The 16,367-nt window shown below is 72.4% G+C and carries 18 protein-coding genes; 10 read left to right on the forward strand and 8 right to left on the reverse strand.

Annotation, left to right across the window (positions count from 1 at the left end; translation table 11 throughout):
- The first annotated feature begins 132 nt into the window (after nt 1-132).
- The 3 genes from ACQKM2_RS15240 to lnt all read left to right on the forward strand — a co-directional run bounded on the left by ACQKM2_RS15240 (nt 133) and on the right by lnt (nt 2,454).
- A complete protein-coding gene (locus ACQKM2_RS15240; protein WP_362472667.1) occupies nt 133-309 on the forward strand; it encodes a hypothetical protein in 177 nt (58 codons plus the stop codon).
- 69 nt (nt 310-378) lie between these two features.
- Nucleotides 379-840: a nuclear transport factor 2 family protein gene (locus tag ACQKM2_RS15245; protein ID WP_427709853.1), complete on the forward strand. Its 462-nt coding sequence runs from the start codon at nt 379-381 to the stop codon at nt 838-840.
- A gap of 69 nt (nt 841-909) precedes the next feature.
- Nucleotides 910-2,454 carry an apolipoprotein N-acyltransferase gene (lnt, locus tag ACQKM2_RS15250; RefSeq protein WP_427709854.1) on the forward strand — a complete coding sequence of 515 codons (1,545 nt, stop codon included), beginning with the start codon at nt 910-912 and terminating at the stop codon, nt 2,452-2,454.
- On the opposite strand, the gene ACQKM2_RS15255 is transcribed toward lnt, so the two are convergent.
- Nucleotides 2,393-3,304: a Gfo/Idh/MocA family protein gene (locus ACQKM2_RS15255; protein WP_427709856.1), complete on the reverse strand. Its 912-nt coding sequence runs from the start codon at nt 3,302-3,304 to the stop codon at nt 2,393-2,395. The genes lnt and ACQKM2_RS15255 overlap by 62 nt on opposite strands.
- 84 nt (nt 3,305-3,388) lie before the next feature.
- Here ACQKM2_RS15255 and ACQKM2_RS15260 point away from each other — a divergent pair, with 84 nt between their 5' ends.
- Together ACQKM2_RS15260 and ACQKM2_RS15265 are read left to right on the forward strand one after the other, a co-directional pair.
- A complete protein-coding gene (locus ACQKM2_RS15260; RefSeq protein WP_427709858.1) occupies nt 3,389-3,910 on the forward strand; it encodes a DinB family protein in 522 nt (173 codons plus the stop codon).
- Between the two features lie 108 nt (nt 3,911-4,018).
- On the forward strand, nt 4,019-4,567 hold the full coding sequence (locus tag ACQKM2_RS15265) for a hypothetical protein (RefSeq protein ID WP_427709860.1): 549 nt from the start codon (nt 4,019-4,021) through the stop codon (nt 4,565-4,567).
- A 194-nt stretch (nt 4,568-4,761) separates the two neighbouring features.
- Here the strand turns inward: ACQKM2_RS15265 and ACQKM2_RS15270 are convergent, their stop codons facing one another.
- From ACQKM2_RS15270 to ACQKM2_RS15300, 7 genes are all read right to left on the reverse strand, one after another.
- Nucleotides 4,762-5,331: a hypothetical protein gene (locus ACQKM2_RS15270; protein WP_427709862.1), complete on the reverse strand. Its 570-nt coding sequence runs from the start codon at nt 5,329-5,331 to the stop codon at nt 4,762-4,764.
- A 50-nt stretch (nt 5,332-5,381) separates the two neighbouring features.
- Complete coding sequence (locus ACQKM2_RS15275; RefSeq protein WP_362472730.1) at nt 5,382-6,050, reverse strand: uracil-DNA glycosylase; 669 nt, start codon at nt 6,048-6,050, stop codon at nt 5,382-5,384.
- A 110-nt stretch (nt 6,051-6,160) separates the two neighbouring features.
- Nucleotides 6,161-7,744, reverse strand: coding sequence for an ABC transporter substrate-binding protein (locus ACQKM2_RS15280; protein WP_427709864.1), 1,584 nt, complete (start codon nt 7,742-7,744; stop codon nt 6,161-6,163).
- A gap of 152 nt (nt 7,745-7,896) precedes the next feature.
- Nucleotides 7,897-8,691: an SDR family oxidoreductase gene (locus tag ACQKM2_RS15285; RefSeq protein WP_427709866.1), complete on the reverse strand. Its 795-nt coding sequence runs from the start codon at nt 8,689-8,691 to the stop codon at nt 7,897-7,899.
- Nucleotides 8,692-8,718: 27 nt separating this feature from the next.
- The gene (fabG, locus tag ACQKM2_RS15290) at nt 8,719-9,480 is read right to left on the reverse strand and encodes a 3-oxoacyl-ACP reductase FabG (RefSeq protein WP_427709868.1); all 762 of its coding nucleotides are present in this window, start codon (nt 9,478-9,480) and stop codon (nt 8,719-8,721) included.
- 136 nt (nt 9,481-9,616) lie between these two features.
- Nucleotides 9,617-10,000: a DUF3037 domain-containing protein gene (locus ACQKM2_RS15295; protein WP_427709870.1), complete on the reverse strand. Its 384-nt coding sequence runs from the start codon at nt 9,998-10,000 to the stop codon at nt 9,617-9,619.
- Complete coding sequence (locus ACQKM2_RS15300; RefSeq protein WP_427709872.1) at nt 9,997-10,842, reverse strand: HipA family kinase; 846 nt, start codon at nt 10,840-10,842, stop codon at nt 9,997-9,999. The genes ACQKM2_RS15295 and ACQKM2_RS15300 overlap by 4 nt, the downstream gene beginning before the upstream one ends.
- Before the next feature lie 157 nt (nt 10,843-10,999).
- On the opposite strand from ACQKM2_RS15300, the gene ACQKM2_RS15305 reads away from it, so the two are divergent.
- From ACQKM2_RS15305 to ACQKM2_RS15325, 5 genes are read left to right on the forward strand one after another with little or no spacing between them, the layout of a single operon-like run.
- Nucleotides 11,000-12,589, forward strand: a complete 1,590-nt coding sequence (locus tag ACQKM2_RS15305) for an aldehyde dehydrogenase family protein (protein ID WP_427709874.1) — start codon at nt 11,000-11,002, stop codon at nt 12,587-12,589.
- Nucleotides 12,586-13,077, forward strand: a complete 492-nt coding sequence (locus ACQKM2_RS15310; RefSeq protein WP_427709876.1) for a type II toxin-antitoxin system RatA family toxin — start codon at nt 12,586-12,588, stop codon at nt 13,075-13,077. The genes ACQKM2_RS15305 and ACQKM2_RS15310 overlap by 4 nt, the downstream gene beginning before the upstream one ends.
- A gap of 25 nt (nt 13,078-13,102) precedes the next feature.
- Nucleotides 13,103-15,010 (forward strand): NAD(P)-binding domain-containing protein, encoded by a 1,908-nt coding sequence (locus tag ACQKM2_RS15315; RefSeq protein ID WP_427709878.1) that lies wholly within the window; start codon nt 13,103-13,105, stop codon nt 15,008-15,010.
- Nucleotides 15,007-15,615, forward strand: a complete 609-nt coding sequence (locus ACQKM2_RS15320; RefSeq protein WP_427709880.1) for a YdeI/OmpD-associated family protein — start codon at nt 15,007-15,009, stop codon at nt 15,613-15,615. Before ACQKM2_RS15315 ends, ACQKM2_RS15320 begins: the two co-directional genes overlap by 4 nt.
- Nucleotides 15,612-16,361 (forward strand): 4'-phosphopantetheinyl transferase family protein, encoded by a 750-nt coding sequence (locus ACQKM2_RS15325; protein ID WP_427709882.1) that lies wholly within the window; start codon nt 15,612-15,614, stop codon nt 16,359-16,361. The genes ACQKM2_RS15320 and ACQKM2_RS15325 overlap by 4 nt, the downstream gene beginning before the upstream one ends.
- Nucleotides 16,362-16,367 lie beyond the last annotated feature (6 nt).

Here is a 16,367-nt window from a genome sequence, read left to right on the forward strand (position 1 = left end):
CCGAGGTCGAGCAGTGCTCGAACATGGTCGTCGGCAACGGCAAGGTGTACCTGCCGTCGTACGAGCACCAGGGCGCGGCCCCCGCGTCGTTGTCCCCGCAGAGAGCCGGAACCGAACAGCAGGGGGTGTCCCATGGGCCGCGTGGTACTGGAGCGTTTCCCGGCGGGAAGTCCGCGCGGGAGCTGGCCCGCGGAGGAGTACGCGGCGCAGCGGATGCGCGAGGGCGTGCCGGCGGAGGTGGTGATGGACCTGGCCACCGACGCGTTCCTGGTCGTGATCCGGCAGCGGGAGGCACATTCCGGTCACTGAGTCCGCGCTGTGCGGACCAGTGTCCGCACGCCCCTTGGCCTCGTCGCCCCGCAGCCCCACACTGACCCGATGACGCAGCGTGTGGACCTGGCGACGGTGATGGACCGCCTCGCCATCGACGAGGTGGTCTCGGGGTACGCGGCGGCCGTCGACGACGGGGACTGGGCCGCCTACCGGGCCCTGTTCACGCCGTCCGGACGGGCCGACTACAGCTCGGCGGGCGGGGTCGAGGGCCCGGCGGCGGAGGTCGCCGCCTGGCTCGCGGAGACCATGAAGCTGTTCCCGGTGCGCCAGCACCTGATCGTCAACCGGGTGATCCGGCTGGAGGACCGGGGCGGCTGGCCCGGGGACTCGGCGGGGGTCCGGGCGGACTTCCTGAACCCGATGCGGCTGGCCGGCCCCGACGACGCGGGCACGGCCCCCAACTTCGTCGCGGCCGGGCGCTACTCCTTCGCCCTCGCCCGCACCCCGGACGGCTGGCGTCTCACGGGGGTCACGGTCCACGAGAAGTGGCGCCACATGCCGGCCTGAGCCGCCCCCCCCTGGGCCCCGGGCCGCGCCCGGCCGGGGGCGGTCCCACACTGGAAGCGGAGGCGCGTGATGCTGCTCGCGAAGCGGACCCGGCGGTGGCGTGCGGCGGCCGCGGTCGCCGCCGGCGCGCTGCCCTGCCTCGCCTTCCCCGCGCCGGGGCTGTGGTGGTCCGCGTACCTCGTCCTCGTGCCCTGGATGCTGCTGCTGCGCTCCGCCCCCACCGGGCGGCGCGCCGCGCTGGAGGGCTGGCTCGGCGGTGCCGGGTTCATCGTGGCGGTGCACCACTGGCTGCTGCCGAGCCTGCACGTGTTCCTGGTCCCCCTCGCCGGGCTGCTGGGGCTGCTCTGGATCCCCTGGGCACTGCTGGTGCGGGAGCTGTTCGGCGGTGTGCCCGGCCCGCGCCGGGCGGCGGCCGGGCTGGTCCTCGTGCCGGCGGGCTGGCTGCTGTCGGAGCTGGCCCGCTCCTGGCAGGGGCTGGGCGGGCCGTGGGGGCTGCTCGGGGCCAGTCAGTGGCAGGTGCCGCCGGCCCTGCGGCTGGCCTCGGTGGGCGGGGTGTGGCTGGTGAGCCTGCTGGTGGTGGCGGTGAACTGTGCGGTGGTGCTGCTGGTGGCGGTGCCGGGGGCGCGGGCCCCGGCGGTGGCCTCGGTGGCGGGGTGCGCGGTGCTGACCGGGGTGGTGTGGCTCTGGCTGCCACGGCCCGAGGTGTCGGGCGGGCTGCGGGTGGCCGTCGTACAGCCCGGCCTGGTGGGCGGGGCGGACGGTGCGGAGCAGCGGTTCGACGTCGAGGAGCGCCTCACGCGGGGCCTGGCGGGGACGCACCCCGGCCTGGTGGTGTGGGGCGAGAGCAGTGTCGGCGCGGACCTGGCGGCGCGGCCCGACCTGTCGCGGCGGCTGGCGGCCCTGTCGGCGGAGCTCGGCGCCCCGCTGCTGGTCAACGTGGACGCCCGGCGCTCGGACCGGCCCGGGATCTACAAGAGCTCGGTGCTGGTCGGCCCGGAGGGGCCCACCGGCGACCGGTACGACAAGATGCGGCTGGTCCCCTTCGGCGAGTACGTGCCGGCCCGCTCGGTGCTGGGCTGGGCCACCTCGGTCGGCAAGGCGGCGGGCGAGGACCGGATGCGCGGCGCCGCCCCGGTGGTGATGGACCTGCCCGGCGGGGTGCGGCTGGGCCCGCTGGTGTGCTTCGAGTCGGCCTTCCCCGACATGAGCCGGCACCTGGTCCGCGAGGGGGCCGGGGTGCTGGTCGCGCAGTCGGCGACCTCGACCTTCCAGGACAGCTGGGCGCCGGCCCAGCACGCCTCCCTGGCGGCCCTGCGCGCCGCCGAGACGGGCCGCCCGGTGGTGCACGCGACCCTGACCGGTGTGAGCACCGTGTACGGGCCCGCGGGCGGCCGGGTCGGGCCCGCCCTGTCCACCTCGGCGAGCACGGCGGCCGTGTACGAGGTGCCGCTCGCCCGGGGCACGACCCCCTTCGTCCGCTTCGGGAACTGGCCCGCGGGTGCCTCCCTGGCCGTGCTCGGGCTCTACTGCGCGGTCAGGGGCGTGCGGGTGGTCAGGCTCGGGAGGCCTGCTCCAGAGCCGTCAGCACCACCCGCTCGCACAGCTCGTGGGTGAGCAGGGCGTCCCGGGCGCTGAGCACCCTGCCGCCCTCCACGGCCTCCAGGAAGGTGTCCACGGCCTGCTCGATGCCGCGCTGGCGGGCCACGGAGACCCAGTCCCCCCGGCGGCGCACGGTGGGCTGGCCCCGGTGGTCGACGACCTCGGCGAGGTTGACCACCTGGCGCTTGGAGTCCTGGCCGGACACCTCCAGGACCTCCTCGGCGGACCCGGACCGCCGGTTCATGATCCCCAGGGCGGTGAAGCCCTCGCCGGACATCTGGAGCACCACCTGGGACATCAGCCCCTCGCGCACCACGGCCCGGACGTCGACGTGGTCGGCCTCGCCGGGCAGCAGGAAGCGCAGGGTGTCGACGACGTGGATGAAGTCGTCCAGGACCAGGGTGCGGGGGTCCTCGGGCAGCCCGACCCGGTTCTTCTGCATGACGATCAGATCGCGCGGGTGGTCGGCGCACAGCGTGTAGCCGGGCGCGTGGCGGCGGTTGAAGCCGACGAAGAGCCCGACCCCGAGCGCCTCGGCGCGTTCCACCAGGCGCCGCGAGTCGGCCAGCTCGTAGGCCAGCGGCTTGTCCACGAAGGTGGCCACGCCCGCTTCCAACAGCCTTTCCACGATCGCCGGATGGGTGTCGGTCGGGGCGTGCACGAAGGCCGCGTCGAGGCCTTCGGCGAGCAGGGAGTCCAGCGTGGTGTGGCGGCGCTCGCGCGGTACGCGGTGGACCTCGCCGATCCGTTCGAGGGTGGCCGGGGTACGGGTCTGCAGGTGCAGCTCGATCCCGGGACGGGTGGTGAGGACGGGCAGGTACGCCTTCTGCGCGATGTCGCCGAGTCCGATGACGCCGACCTTCACCGGGAGCCTCCTGGTATGTGCCGTATGGGACAGCGGCAGCTTAATCCCTGGTGGGAGGGGGCGCGTTCGTCCAGGATGTGGACCATGACCTCGAACGGATCGCACCGCACCGAACCCTCCACCACCGCCGGCGAGCGGGAGATGCTGGACGGCTGGCTCGACTACCACCGCTCCACCCTCGCCTGGAAGTGCGAGGGCCTCTCCGAGGAGCAGCTGCGCCTCACCCCGCTCGCCCCTTCCACGCTGAGCCTGATGGGCCTGGTGCGGCACATGGCGGAGGTGGAGCGCTACTGGTTCCGGGAGATCGCCCTCGGCGCGGACCTGCCCGACCTGTACAGCACCCGGGAAAACCGGGACGGCGACTTCGACTTCACCGACGCGGACACCTGGGCCTCGTCCGAGCAGGTCTGGAAGACCGAGGTCGAACTGGCCCGCCAGGCGGCCGCGGACCGCTCCCTGGAAGCACTGTCGGACGCTGGGAGCCACCACCGCGGGGAGGTCTTCAGCCTGCGCTGGATCTACACCCACATGATCGAGGAGTACGCGCGCCACAACGGGCACGCGGACCTGCTGCGCGAGCACATCGACGGCGCCACCGGCGAGTAGCCGGGCCCGGGCCGGTGTCCGCCGGACACCCCCTCCCCGTCACCCGTGCGGGGTGAATATCGGCCCAGGGTTTTCACAACGGGGTGCTCGCACAGCAGAGTTGCGCGGGTGCATCCAACCCGAACCTCGACGAAGCTGCTCCTCGGCGCCGCCTGTGCCGTCTCGGCCGTCTCCGGCTGCGTGAGCGTCAACCCCGCCCAGCCGGTCCCGGCGGCGGCCCCCGCCGACGGGCCGCCGCCCCGGCACGAGCCGCGCGGCGGGCCGGGAGCGCTGCCCGTGGTCGTCCAGGCGCCCGCCCTGGAGGCGCTGAAGGCGGTGCCCCGGGAGGGCGTGCGCCCGTCGGCCCCGACGGCGGCGGGCCGGGGCGCGGCGCGCGCGGTGCCGGGGCCGCGGACCGGGGACGCGGAGGCGGCGGGGGCCGCCGCCGGGGTGCCCGACATCCCGGTGCCGGCGGAGCCTGGCGGCGAGGGCGAGGGGGACCCGCGGGGGCGTGCGCACGGCGCGGGGCAGCATGCCGAGCTGCCGCCCGGGCTGGCCCGGGAGCTGCCGGTCCGGCCGGCGGACGTGTGCGCGCTGGGCCGCCGGCACGGGAACTGGGAGCCGGACGGCCCCGAGGCCCGCATCTGCGCGGGCGTCGAGAGCGCCGGGACCGGCTGAGGCCCGGCGGAACGCCCCGTACGGACGACCGGACGGCGCAGGCCCTGCCCGCGGCGGCCGCACCCGGCGGCGGGGGCCCTGCCCGTCCCGCCGGTACGCGGCGGCGGAGGCACCGCCCGTCCCGCCGGGCGGCGCAGAGACCGCCAGAGCCCCCCGTACGGACACCGGAGGCGCAGGCGCCGCTCGTGGCGGGCCTACGCCTGCTCGGGGAACGGCCCGGGTCGCGGGCCCGCCTCCGCCGCCAGCCGGCGCTCCAGGCGGGCGATGGCGGCCCGCACCCCGTTCCCGTACCCGTCGTCGGACAGCGCCCCGGTGGCCGCCCGGGCCCGCGCGAGGTGGACCCGGGCCTCGTCGGGCCGGCGCAGCTTGGCGTAGTCGGCGGCGAGGCTGAGGTGCAGCGACGGGTAGAACACCCGCACGGCCGGGTGCGGCTCGGCCCGCCCGGGCAGGGCCTCCCCGAGCCGTTCGCCGAGGCAGTCGGCGGCGGTCAGCGCGCGCAGGTCCCAGGCCAGTTCGTCGGCGGGGTCGTCCTGGGCGTCGGCCAGGTAGTGCGCGAGGGTGCAGCGGTGGAGGGAGTGGCCGTCCTCGCCGATCTCGGACCAGATCTCGCCGAGCCGGTTGCGGGCCTCCTCGCGGTCCCCGGCGTGCAGCAGGATGACGGCCTGGCCGATCCTGGTCATGACGGCGTCCTCCGACGCCTCCTGCTGCTGCTCCCTCAACGGGGCCTCCGACTCGCTCCGCCGGACCTGGTCCGGTCCGGTCATCAAGAAGCTAGCCGGAGGCACCGGCTCTGGCGCCGAGGCGCGGGGTGGTGTCAGCCGAGGTCCGGGATCCGCCAGTCGATCGGCTCATGGCCCTGGGCGGCGACGGCCTCGTTGATCTGCGTGAAGGGCCGGGAGCCGAAGAACTTCTTCGCCGACAGCGGCGAGGGGTGGGCGCCCTTGACGATCACGTGGCGCTCCTCGTCGATGAGCGGGATCTTCTTCTGGGCGTAGGCGCCCCAGAGCACGAAGACGACCGGGTCGGGGCGCTCGGACACGGCGCGGATCACGGCGTCGGTGAACTTCTCCCAGCCCTTGCCCTTGTGGGAGTTGGGCTCGGCCTCGCGGACCGTGAGGACGGCGTTGAGCAGCAGGACGCCCTGCTCGGCCCACGGCATCAGGTACCCGTTGTCCGGGACCGGCAGGCCGAGCTCCTCCTTCATCTCCTTGTAGATGTTGCGCAGCGAGGGCGGGGTCTTGACCCCGGGCTGCACGGAGAAGCACAGGCCGTGTCCCTGGCCGGCGCCGTGGTAGGGGTCCTGGCCGAGGACCAGGACCTTCACCTTGTCGAAGGGCGTGGCCTCCAGGGCCGCGAAGACCTGCTCGCGGGGCGGGTAGACCGGCCCGTTCGCCCGCTCCTTCTCGACGAACTCGGTGAGTTCCTTGAAGTAGGGCTGGTCCAGCTCCCCGCCGAGGACGGGGAGCCAGGACTCGGGCAGCATCTGGGTCACGTCGACAACCTCCGGTACAAGTTCGTGCAACTGCTTCGTGCAACTGATCCGAACCTACCGGGGACCACTGACAACGCCGCCACCCGGGCACCGCGCCGGGATCACCAGCTGGTCTTGCGGCGCAGCTCCCACATCTGCATGGCGGTCTGCGGGTCCAGGGCCCGCTCGGCGCCGGCGATGTCCTCGCGCGCGCCGACGTACAGCTTGCCCTGCCACAGCGGCAGCAGCCGGACGTCCTGGGCGAAGATCTGCTGGGCCTCCTCGAACTCCCGCACACCGGCGGAGCGGTCGCCCTCGCGGCGGGACTTGGGCAGGAGCTCGTTCTGGATCTTCGCCGGCTCGTACGGGGTGCCGACCGCGTTCTCCTTGCCGACGAACGGCGCGATGAAGTTGTCGGGGTCCGGGAAGTCGGGGAACCAGCCTCGGCCGAAGACCGGGTACTGGCCGTTCTGGTAGCCCTCCTGGAAGGTCTTCCACGGCTGGCCGCGCAGGTTGATCTTGAAGAGGTCGCTCTCGTCGAGCTGCCGCTTGATCTCGGTGAACTCGTCGGCGGTGGAGGCGCCGTAGCGGTCGGTGGTGTACCAGAAGGTCAGCTCCACCTTCTGGGTGATCCCGGCGGCCGTGAGGATCTTCTTGGCCTTGGCGACGTCGGGGTTGCCGTACATGTCGTAGAACGGCGTCTTGTGGCCGACGACGCCCTTGGGGACCATCGAGTACAGCGGCTCGGCGGTGCCCTGGTAGACCTTGGAGACGATCGCGCCGCGGTCGATGACCTGGGCGATGGCCTGGCGCACGGCGAGCTTGTTGACCTGCGGGTCGTTCGGGTTGAAGACCAGGTAGCGGATCTCGGCGCCGACGTTCTCCACGACCTGGACGCCCTGGGCGTGCGAGGCGGGGGTCTGGAGGTCCTTGATCTCCGCGGCGGAGAGGCCGCGGTAGGTGGCGTCGATCTCCTTGTCCTTGAGGGCCGCGATCATCTTCTTCGAGTCGGAGAAGTAGCGGATCGTCACGCCGTCGTTCTGGCGGTTGGCGAAGCCGGTGTAGCTCTCGTTGCGGCCGAGGACCGCCTCGCCGCCCTCCGTGTACGAGGTGAGGACGTAGGGGCCGGAGCCGATGACCTTGTTGTCCTGGCGGACCTTGTTGGCCGGGTACTCCTTCGGCGCGACCAGGGAGGCCGCCGGGGAGCCCAGGACGTACGGGAAGGTCGCGTCGGGGGTCTTCAGGTGGAAGACGACCGTGAGCGCGTCCGGCGCCTCGATCTTGTCCAGGCTGTTGAAGAGGCCGGCGGGACCGGACTTGTGGTTGATCGTCCTGATCCGGTCGAGGGAGTGCTTGACCGCCTTGGCGTCCAGCACCTCGCCGTCGGAGAACTTCAGGCCCTTGCGCAGGATGCAGCGGTAGGCGGTGTTCGCCGCGTCGGTGAACTCGCAGCTCTGGGCCGCGTCCGGCTGGGGCTTGGTGCTTCCCGTGGGGAAGGCCAGCAGGGTCTGGTAGACGTTGCGGTACAGCTCCCAGGAGCCGTCCCAGGCCGCGGCCGGGTCGAGGGTGCTGGGCGCGCTCATGGTGCCGACGGTGATGCGCTTCGCGGCCGCGTCATCGTCGTCCGAGAACAGGCCGCAGCCTGCCAGCAGGGATATGGACGCAACGGCCGCAGCGATCTGCAGGCATCTGGTCCGGTTGAACACGTGCACGCTCCTCGATCAGCCAGGGGTGCGGCAGACCCTACCGCAGTGCATCACGAATCCAATGGGTAGGTTTCGTGAGGCACTTGACCGATTTCGGCCCGATTCGGTACGCATTTGCCTCCTGTTTGGAGGCAAATGCGTCCGGTTATCGCTCAGTGCACACCGGCATTGAGGAACATTCCCCCGTCGACGACGAGAGTTTGTCCGGTGATCCATTCCGCTTGTGCAGATGTCAGGAATGCGGCGGCCCCGCCGATGTCCTCCGGGACCCCCAGCCGGCCGAGCGGATAGGCGGCCGCGGCCTCCTGTTCACGGCCCTCGTAGAGCGCCTGCGCGAACCTGGTCTTGACCACCGCGGGGGCGATCGCGTTGACCCGGACCGCCGGCGCCATCTCGTGCGCGAGCTGGAGGGTCAGGTTGATCATCGCGGCCTTGCTCATCCCGTACGCCCCGATGAAGGGCGAGGCGGAGACGCCGGCGATGGAGGCGATGTTCACGATCGCCCCGCCGTGGTCCTTCTGCCAGGCGTGCCAGGTCCGCTGGGCGAAGCCGAGCGCCGAGATCACGTTGGTCTCGAAGACCTTGCGCGCCACCCCGAGGTCCAGGTCGGCGATCGGGCCGAACACCGGATTGGTGCCCGCGTTGTTCACCAGGAAGTCGACGCGGCCGAAGGCCTCCATCGCCCGCTCCACGGCGAGGGCCTGGTGGGCCTCGTCGTGCGCCTTCCCGGCCACGCCGATCACCCGGTCCGCGCCGAGCCGCTCCACGGCCTCCTTGAGCGCGTCCTCGTTGCGCCCGGTGATCACCACCCGGTCTCCCCGGGCGACGAGCGCCTCGGCGATCCCGTAGCCGATGCCCCGGCTCGCCCCGGTGACCAGGGCGACCTTGCCGCTGTCGACACCGCTGTCGCCGCTGTCGGTACCGCTGTCCGTGCCGATGTCCGTCATGTCGTGCACCCGCCTCTCGTGGGACCGTCAGTTGAGCGGGCCGCCGGCCACGTACAGGACCTGGCCGGAGACGAAGCCGGCGTCCTCGCCCGTGAAGAAGGCGATGGCATTGGCGATGTCGTCGGGACGGCCCACCCGCTGCACCGGGATCTGGGAGGCGGCGGCCAGCTGGAACTCCTCGAAGCCCATGCCGACGCGGGCGGCGGTCTGCGCGGTCATCTCGGTCACGATGAAGCCCGGGGCGACGGCGTTGGCGGTGACGCCGAACTTGCCGAGTTCGATGGCCAGGGTCTTGGTGAAGCCCTGCAGGCCGGCCTTGGCGGCAGCGTAGTTGGCCTGGCCGCGGTTGCCGAGCGCCGAGCTGCTGGAGAGGTTCACGACGCGGCCGAACTTGGCCTCCACCATGTACTTCTGACAGGCCCTCGCCATCAGGAACGCACCGCGCAGGTGCACGTTCATGACGGTGTCCCAGTCGGTGTCGCTCATCTTGAAGAGCAGGTTGTCGCGGAGCACGCCCGCGTTGTTGACGAGGACCGTCGGGGCGCCGAGGGCGGCGGCGACCCGCTCGACGGCCGCCTCCACCTGAGCGGCGTCGGAGACGTCGCAGCCGACCGCGAGGGCCCGGCCGCCGGCCGCCGTGATCGCCTCGACGGTGTCCTTGCAGGCGGCCTCGTCGAGGTCGAGCACGGCGACCGCCCGGCCTTCGGCGGCCAGCCGGATCGCGGTGGCCGCGCCGATGCCCCGGGCCGCCCCGGTCACGATGGCGACGCGCTGCTCGGTGGTGGACATGCTGTTCTCCTCGCCCTTGAGAGGCGGCCGCCCGGAGGTGAGCAACCGCTTAGTAGCCTCAGCTGAGGAGACGCTAGGAGCCCTGACACCCCGTGTCAACGGCTCCCGGCGGCAGCGGCGCGGAGCTGCCCGGAAATCAGCGGACCAGCAGCTCCAGCAGGCGTTCCAGCTCGGCGGCGGGATCGGCCGTCAGGCCGGTGTGCACCGGACCCGGCTGCACCACCGTGCTGCGGGGGGCGATCAGCCAGCGGAACCTGCGCCCCGGGTCGTCGCCCGCCGCCTGCCCGGCCTCCTCGCCGCCCGCGCACAGCCCCTCGACCGCGCGCAGCGCGGCCCGCACCCCGGCCACGTCGGCCCCGGGGTCCAGGGCGAGGAGCTTCGCCTCGTCCAGGTGGGTGCGCGCGGCGACGTAGGAGTGCGCCCGGCAGTAGACGACGACTCCGGCGTTGAAGCACTCGCCGCGCTCCATCCGGGGCACCACGCGCACCAGCGCGTATTCGAACACGTCCCGCTTGGTCACTCGTCGCCGCTCTTCTGCTTGTTCTTGTCCGACTGGGGAGGGAGGCGCTCGGCGAGCCAGCCCGGAGGACCGGACCGCTGCCTGACCTCGGCCTCCATGGTGATCCTCTCGTGGATCGTGGCGGCGCGCGGCAGAAGTGCCTCCACATAGGCGCGGCGCACCGCGTCGGTGGAGTCGAAGCCCGGCTCGTCGACGAGCCACTCGTCGGGGACGTCGGCGGTGACCTCGGTGAGCAGTTCCTCGGTGACCAGCGGGGCCAGCTCGGCGGCGGCCGCCGCGATGTCCGGGCCGACGGGGGCCAGGACGTGGTCCGAGGCGTTGTAGGGCTTGGCGGCGGCGGCCTGGGCGGTGGGCCAGTTGTGGTGCCAGATCATGGTGGCGCCGTGGTCGATGAGCCACAGGTCCCCGTGCCAGACCAGCATGTTCGGGTTGCGCCAGGACCGGTCGACGTTGTTGATCAGCGCGTCGAACCAGACGACGCGTCCCGCCTCGACCGGGTCGGTCCGGTACGCGAGGGGGTCGAAGCCGATCGAGCCGGGCAGGTAGTCCATGCCGAGGTTGAGCCCGCCGCTGGCCTTGAGCAGCTCCTGGACCTCCTGGTCGGGCTCGGCGAGCCCGATGACGGGGTCGAGCTGCATCTGCACCAGCCGCGGGACCCGCAGGCCCAGCCGCTGGGCGAGGCGCCCGCAGACGACTTCGGCGACCAGGGTCTTGCGGCCCTGGCCGGCTCCGGTGAATTTCATGACGTAGGTACCGAGATCGTCGGCCTCGACGATCCCCGGGAGCGAGCCGCCCTCACGCAAGGGCGTGACGTAACGGGTCGCGATCACTTCGGACAGCATCCGCCCAGGCTATCCGGCCGGCACGGCCGCGTACGGCGCGGCCCGGCATGGCTCCGATAAGCAGGTTCGATCGCCGGCTCATGGTTCGCGGGAAATCGCCGCCCTAGCGTGTGGGGACACACGTCAGCCGTGTTTCGGACTGACCGAAGGGGGCGAAATGAAGTTCGGGGTTTATCCGGCCTACATCGGCGGCCGGGACATCACCGGCGACGATCCGCAGTACGTGCACACCATCACCGCCCGTTCCCTCATCGAGAACACCTTCACCGGTCTGCGGCTCAAACAGGATCTCGATCGCGGTGCCGTCGATCCGGACACGGCCGGGGACAGCGTCGTCGGGGCCTGCGTCGTCGCCGACGAGGAGATGGCGGCCCTCGCCCTGGAGGCGGCCGCCCGGGCCGCCGACGAGTGGCGGCGGGTGCCCCTCGCCCAGCGCGTGGAGGCCGGGCGGCGGATCGGGGAACGGCTGCTGGAGCACCGGGAGCCGCTCGTCGAGATCCTGGTGGCCGAGGGAACGCCCCGGTCCGCGGCCGAGGGAATGATCACGGGAATTCCGTTCACCAGCTGGAGCCGGGAAACCATCGAATGGTGCGCCGAACAGCTGGAATTCCGGCGCACGGACGGCGAGCGCGAATTGATCCTGCGCCGCGTTCCCGACGGGGTCGTGTGCATCAATCCACCGCAGAACGCGGCGACCGTGAACGCGCTGAACGGGCTCACCGCCCTGCTCGCCGGGAACACCGTCGTGGTGCGGGCACCCCGCGGGGTCGCGCTCAGCTGCATGTACGCGATGCGGGAGGTGGTGGCCCCGGTCCTGGTGGAGATGGGCGCGCCCGCCGGGACGGTCAACGCGTTCTGCGGGCCGCCCATGCTGGAGACCTGGCTGGCCAGTGAGCACGTCGACGACGTCCTCTACTTCGGCGGCAGCAAGAAGGGCCTGGAGTTCGAGGCCGACGCGATCGCCGCGGGCAAGAAGCCGATCCTCGAACTGGCCGGCAACGACTGCTGCGTGGTGTGGCACGACGCCGACCTGGACGCCGCCGTGGAGACCATCGCCCAGTTCTTCCTGAACTCCGGCCAGATCTGCAACGTGCCCAACCAGGTCGTCGCCCACCCCGCCATCGCCGACGAGCTCATCGAGCGGCTCGTCGCCGCCACCCGCGAGATCAAGCCCGGATACCCCGACGAGCCCGGTGTCGTCCTCACCCCCGTCCTCGGCATCGACTGGTTCTACGGCTGCCTCGGCGAGGCGCTCGCCAAGGGCGCCAAGCTCGTCCACGGCGGACGCCGGCTCGAAGTCGACGGAACGCCCTCGGAGACCGGGTTCTTCGTCGAGCCGAGCATCGTCCGCGTCGAGGGGCTGAAGGACGCCCGTTCGCTCTCCGTCGTCCGCGACGAGACCTTCTTCCCGCTGCTGCCGGTCATCGTGCCCGAGGCCGGAGCCGGTGACGACGACCTCCTGGAGACGGTGCTCGCCTTCGTGAACTCCAACGCGTACGGACTGCGCAACTCCGTCTGGACCCGGGACACCGGGACGGCCGACCGGTTCCTGGAGGGGGTCACCAACGCCGGCAACCTCAAGATCAACGACTCGCACAGCGGCTTCCTCCCCTTCCTGCCCAACCAGGGCGGACCCGGCCTCACCGGCGGCGCGTTCGGGGAGGCGAGCCACCCCATGCTGCGCACCACCCGGCTCCAGGCCGTCAGCATCCTGCGCCCGGCCGCCGACAAGGAGCACACGTCATGACGACCCGCGTGTTGAAGGCCGTGGTCCCGGCACCGGCCGCCGAGGTGATCGACCACCTCACGGACGGCCGGACGTTCCCCGCCCACGCCGAGGACATCCTGTCCGTGTCCGGCACCTGCGACGGGCACCAGGCCTGGGTGATCGCCTTCCGCGGCGGCACGGCCCGCTGGACGCAGCGCACCGAGCGGACGGGCGACGGCGCCGAGCAGACCCCCCACCGCATCGGGTTCGAGCAGGTCAGCGGGGATTTCCGGCACCTCGACGGCAGCTGGACGGCCACCGATGTGCCCGGCGGCAGCGAGATCGTCTTCAAGGTCGGCTACAGCACGAGCGTCCCCCACCTGGCCGGCGCGATCGACTCCGCCGTCGGGGTCGTCCTGGTCCGCAGCGCGCACCGGCTCCTCTCCGCCGTGGCGGGGGGCGAGGTGCGCGTCACCGCCGGCGGCCACTGGCTGGGCGACCCGTCCGAGTACGTCCGGCAGCCCTGAGCATCCCCACAAGGAGAAGCACACCATGGAGAACGTCTGCATCATCGGAGCGGGCTGGTCGGGGCTGGCCGCCTGCCAGGTCCTGCACGAACGCGGCATCGACTTCGACTGCCACGAGGCCGGCTCCGAGGTCGGCGGCAACTGGCGCTACCTCAACGACAACGGCATGTCCTCGGGATACCGGTCCCTGCACATCAACACGTCGAAGAAGCTGTCCGAGTACCGCGCCTACCCCATGCCGTCCGACTACCCGCACTACCCCGGACACGCCGAGATCGCCCGCTACCTCGACGACTACGTCGACCACTTCGGCTTCCGGGGGTCCATCACCTTCCGGTCCATGGTGACCCATGTCGAACCGGCCCCGGGCGGCGGCTGGAACGTGACCGCGCGCCACCGCGACACCGGCGAGGAGACCACCCGCCACTACGGATCCGTGATCGTGGCCAACGGCCACCACTGGGACCCCCGGGACCCCGAGCCGGCCTTCCCCGGCGCCGACACCTTCACCGGCACGCAGATCCACTCGCACCACTACCGGGTCCCCGAGGAGTACGCCGGCAAGCGGGTCCTCGTGCTCGGCTTCGGCAACTCGGCTTCGGACATCGCGGTGGAGACCTCCGCCGTGTCCGAGCGCACCTTCCTGTCCGTGCGCACCGGCGGGTACGTGTTCCCCAAGTTCATGTTCGGGAAGCCCGGCGACGACATGATCAGCCCGTTCATCACCCGGGTGATGCCGCGTGAGACGCAGCGCTGGGTGATGGCGGCCCTGCTGCGGATGACGATCGGCAAGGTCACGGACTTCGGTCTGCCGGAGCCGGGCGCCAAGCTGTTCAACTCCCACCCGACCGTCTCGGAGACCCTGCTGCCGCGCCTCGGCCACGGGGGCATCACCGTCAAGCCGAACGTCTCCCGCTTCGACGGCGGCACGGTGCACTTCACCGACGGCAGCAGCGAGGCCGTCGACGCGGTCGTCTACAGCACCGGCTACAAGATCAGCTTCCCGTTCCTGGACGAGTCGGTGATCGCCCCGACGGACAACGACGTCTCCCTGTTCCACCGGGTGGCCGACCCCCACCACGCCGGGCTGTACTTCGTGGGCCTCTTCCAGCCCCTGGGCGCGACCACGGTGCTGGCCGAGGCCCAGTCCCACTGGGTGGCCGACCTGCTCCAGGGCAAGGCCGCGCTGCCCCCGAAGGAGGCGATGCTCCGGGAGATCACGCGGTACAAGGAGAAGCTCGCCAAGCGGTACGTGACGTCCAAGCGCCACACCATGCAGGTGGACCACTACCCGTACCTGGCCGAGCTGCGGGGCGCCCGGCGCGAGGGGGCCAGACTGGCACGCAAGGCGGGCAGGGAGGCGCCCGGGACGACGGCCGTCCCGGGCCCGGAGGAGATGTCGATCCGGATCGACGCCTCCCCCGAGGCCGTCTGGGACCTCATCAGCGATGTGACGCGGATGGGCGAGTGGAGCCCGGAGTGCCGCAGCTGCCGCTGGCGCGGTGCCGGCCGCGGGGCCGGTGCGCGCTTCATCGGGTTCAACCGCCGCGGCTGGGTCTGGTGGATCACCTCCAACACGGTGGAGCAGGCCGAACGCGGCAAGTCCTTCGCCTTCCACACCACCACCAACGGGGTGCGCTGGGGCTACCGGCTGGAACCGGACGGCACCGGCGGCACCCTGCTCACCGAGGTGTGGGACGTCTCCGGGCAGAACACCGGCCAGCGCAAGCGGACCGCCTCCTTCGCCAACTCGGTGCTGGGCGGCTTCGAGAACCACACGCAGGAGCTGCGCGACGGCATCCGCACCACCCTGGAGCGCGTCAAGGCCGCCGCCGAACGGGAGAACCGGCCCCCGGTCCGGGTGCGCGACGCCGAGCCCGCCCGTTCGGGCGCGCCGGCCGCCGGGCCGGTGGAAGTGGAGACGGCCGCATGAGCGGAAGCGGGACGATGACGAACGGCAATCTGCACTGCGTCTCCGTGGAGGAGTTCGTCTCCTGGATGGACGCGCACCACGAGACCGCGTCCGAGGTGTGGATCGCCCTGCCGAAGAAGGGCACACCGGTGCCCTCCCTCACCCGGGACGAGGCCCTGGACGTCGCCCTGTGCTTCGGCTGGATCGACGGCAAGGCCTACTCCGGGAACGTGCCGGAGGGCTGGTGGGCCCAGCGGTTCTCGCCCCGCACCCGGCGCAGCCCCTGGTCGAAGATCAACTGCGCCAAGGTCGAGAAGCTGATCGCCGCCGGCCGGATGCGGCCCCCCGGATTCGCCCAGATCGAGCAGGCCAGGTCCGACGGACGCTGGGACGCCGCGTACGCCCCGCAGAGCACGGCGGAGGTGCCGCCCGATCTGCGGGCGGCACTCGACGCCTCCCCCGCCGCGGCGGCCGCGTACGAGGCGTTGAGCCGGAGCAACAGGTACCAGATCCTGCTCAACGTGGAGAAGGCGGTGAAGCCGGAGACCCGGGCGCGCAGGATCGCCGTGTACGTGGACCGCCTGGCGGCCGGCGATCCGCCGAACGGGCCCCGGAAGCGTCCGTGACCTCCGTGGCCTCCGCTCCGTCCGCGCCGCCCGGCCGGCGGGTGTCGGGGACGGCGGTGCGGCTGGTCGAGGCGGAGCCCTTGGCCGGCTGGGCCGGACGGCTCGCTCCCCGGCTGCTGGACGCCGGGGAGCTGCGCCGCGCGGACTCGCTGCGGCGCACCGGGGACCGGCGCAACCACCTGGTCGCCCGGGTGCTGCTGCGGACCCTGCTGGGTGCCCGGCTGGGGCTGGCGCCGGAGGCGGTCCGCCTGGGCCGGGCCGCGTGCCCGTGCTGCGGCGGGCCGCACGGCCGTCCGGTGGTCCTGGGCGGCGGGGTCCACTTCTCGCTGTCGCACAGCGGTTCGCTGGTGCTGCTGGGCATCGGGCCCGTACCGCTCGGCGTGGACGTCGAGCGGGTACCGGAGCCGGCCGCAGCCGCGGAGACGGCGCCGGCGCTGCATCCGCGGGAGCGCACGGAGCTGGCCGCGCTGGACGCGGCCCTGCGGCCGGCGGCCTTCGCCCGCGCCTGGACGCGCAAGGAGGCGTACCTGAAGGGAATCGGAACCGGACTGGGGCGCTCGGCCTCCCTGGACTACGTGGGCACGGGTCCCGCACCGGCTCCGGGACCGGACGGCTGGAGGCTGTCGGACGTCGCGGCACCCTCCGGGTACGCCGCGGCCGTGGCGGTCGCGCCGGACCTGGCCGGCGGGCCGTCCGAGGCCGCGCGCGAGCGCCGATCACCTTCCAACTCGCTTTACCGCCAGTAATATTCA

The organism is Streptomyces sp. NPDC004126, assembly GCF_050275515.1.
Lineage (GTDB): Bacteria > Actinomycetota > Actinomycetes > Streptomycetales > Streptomycetaceae > Streptomyces.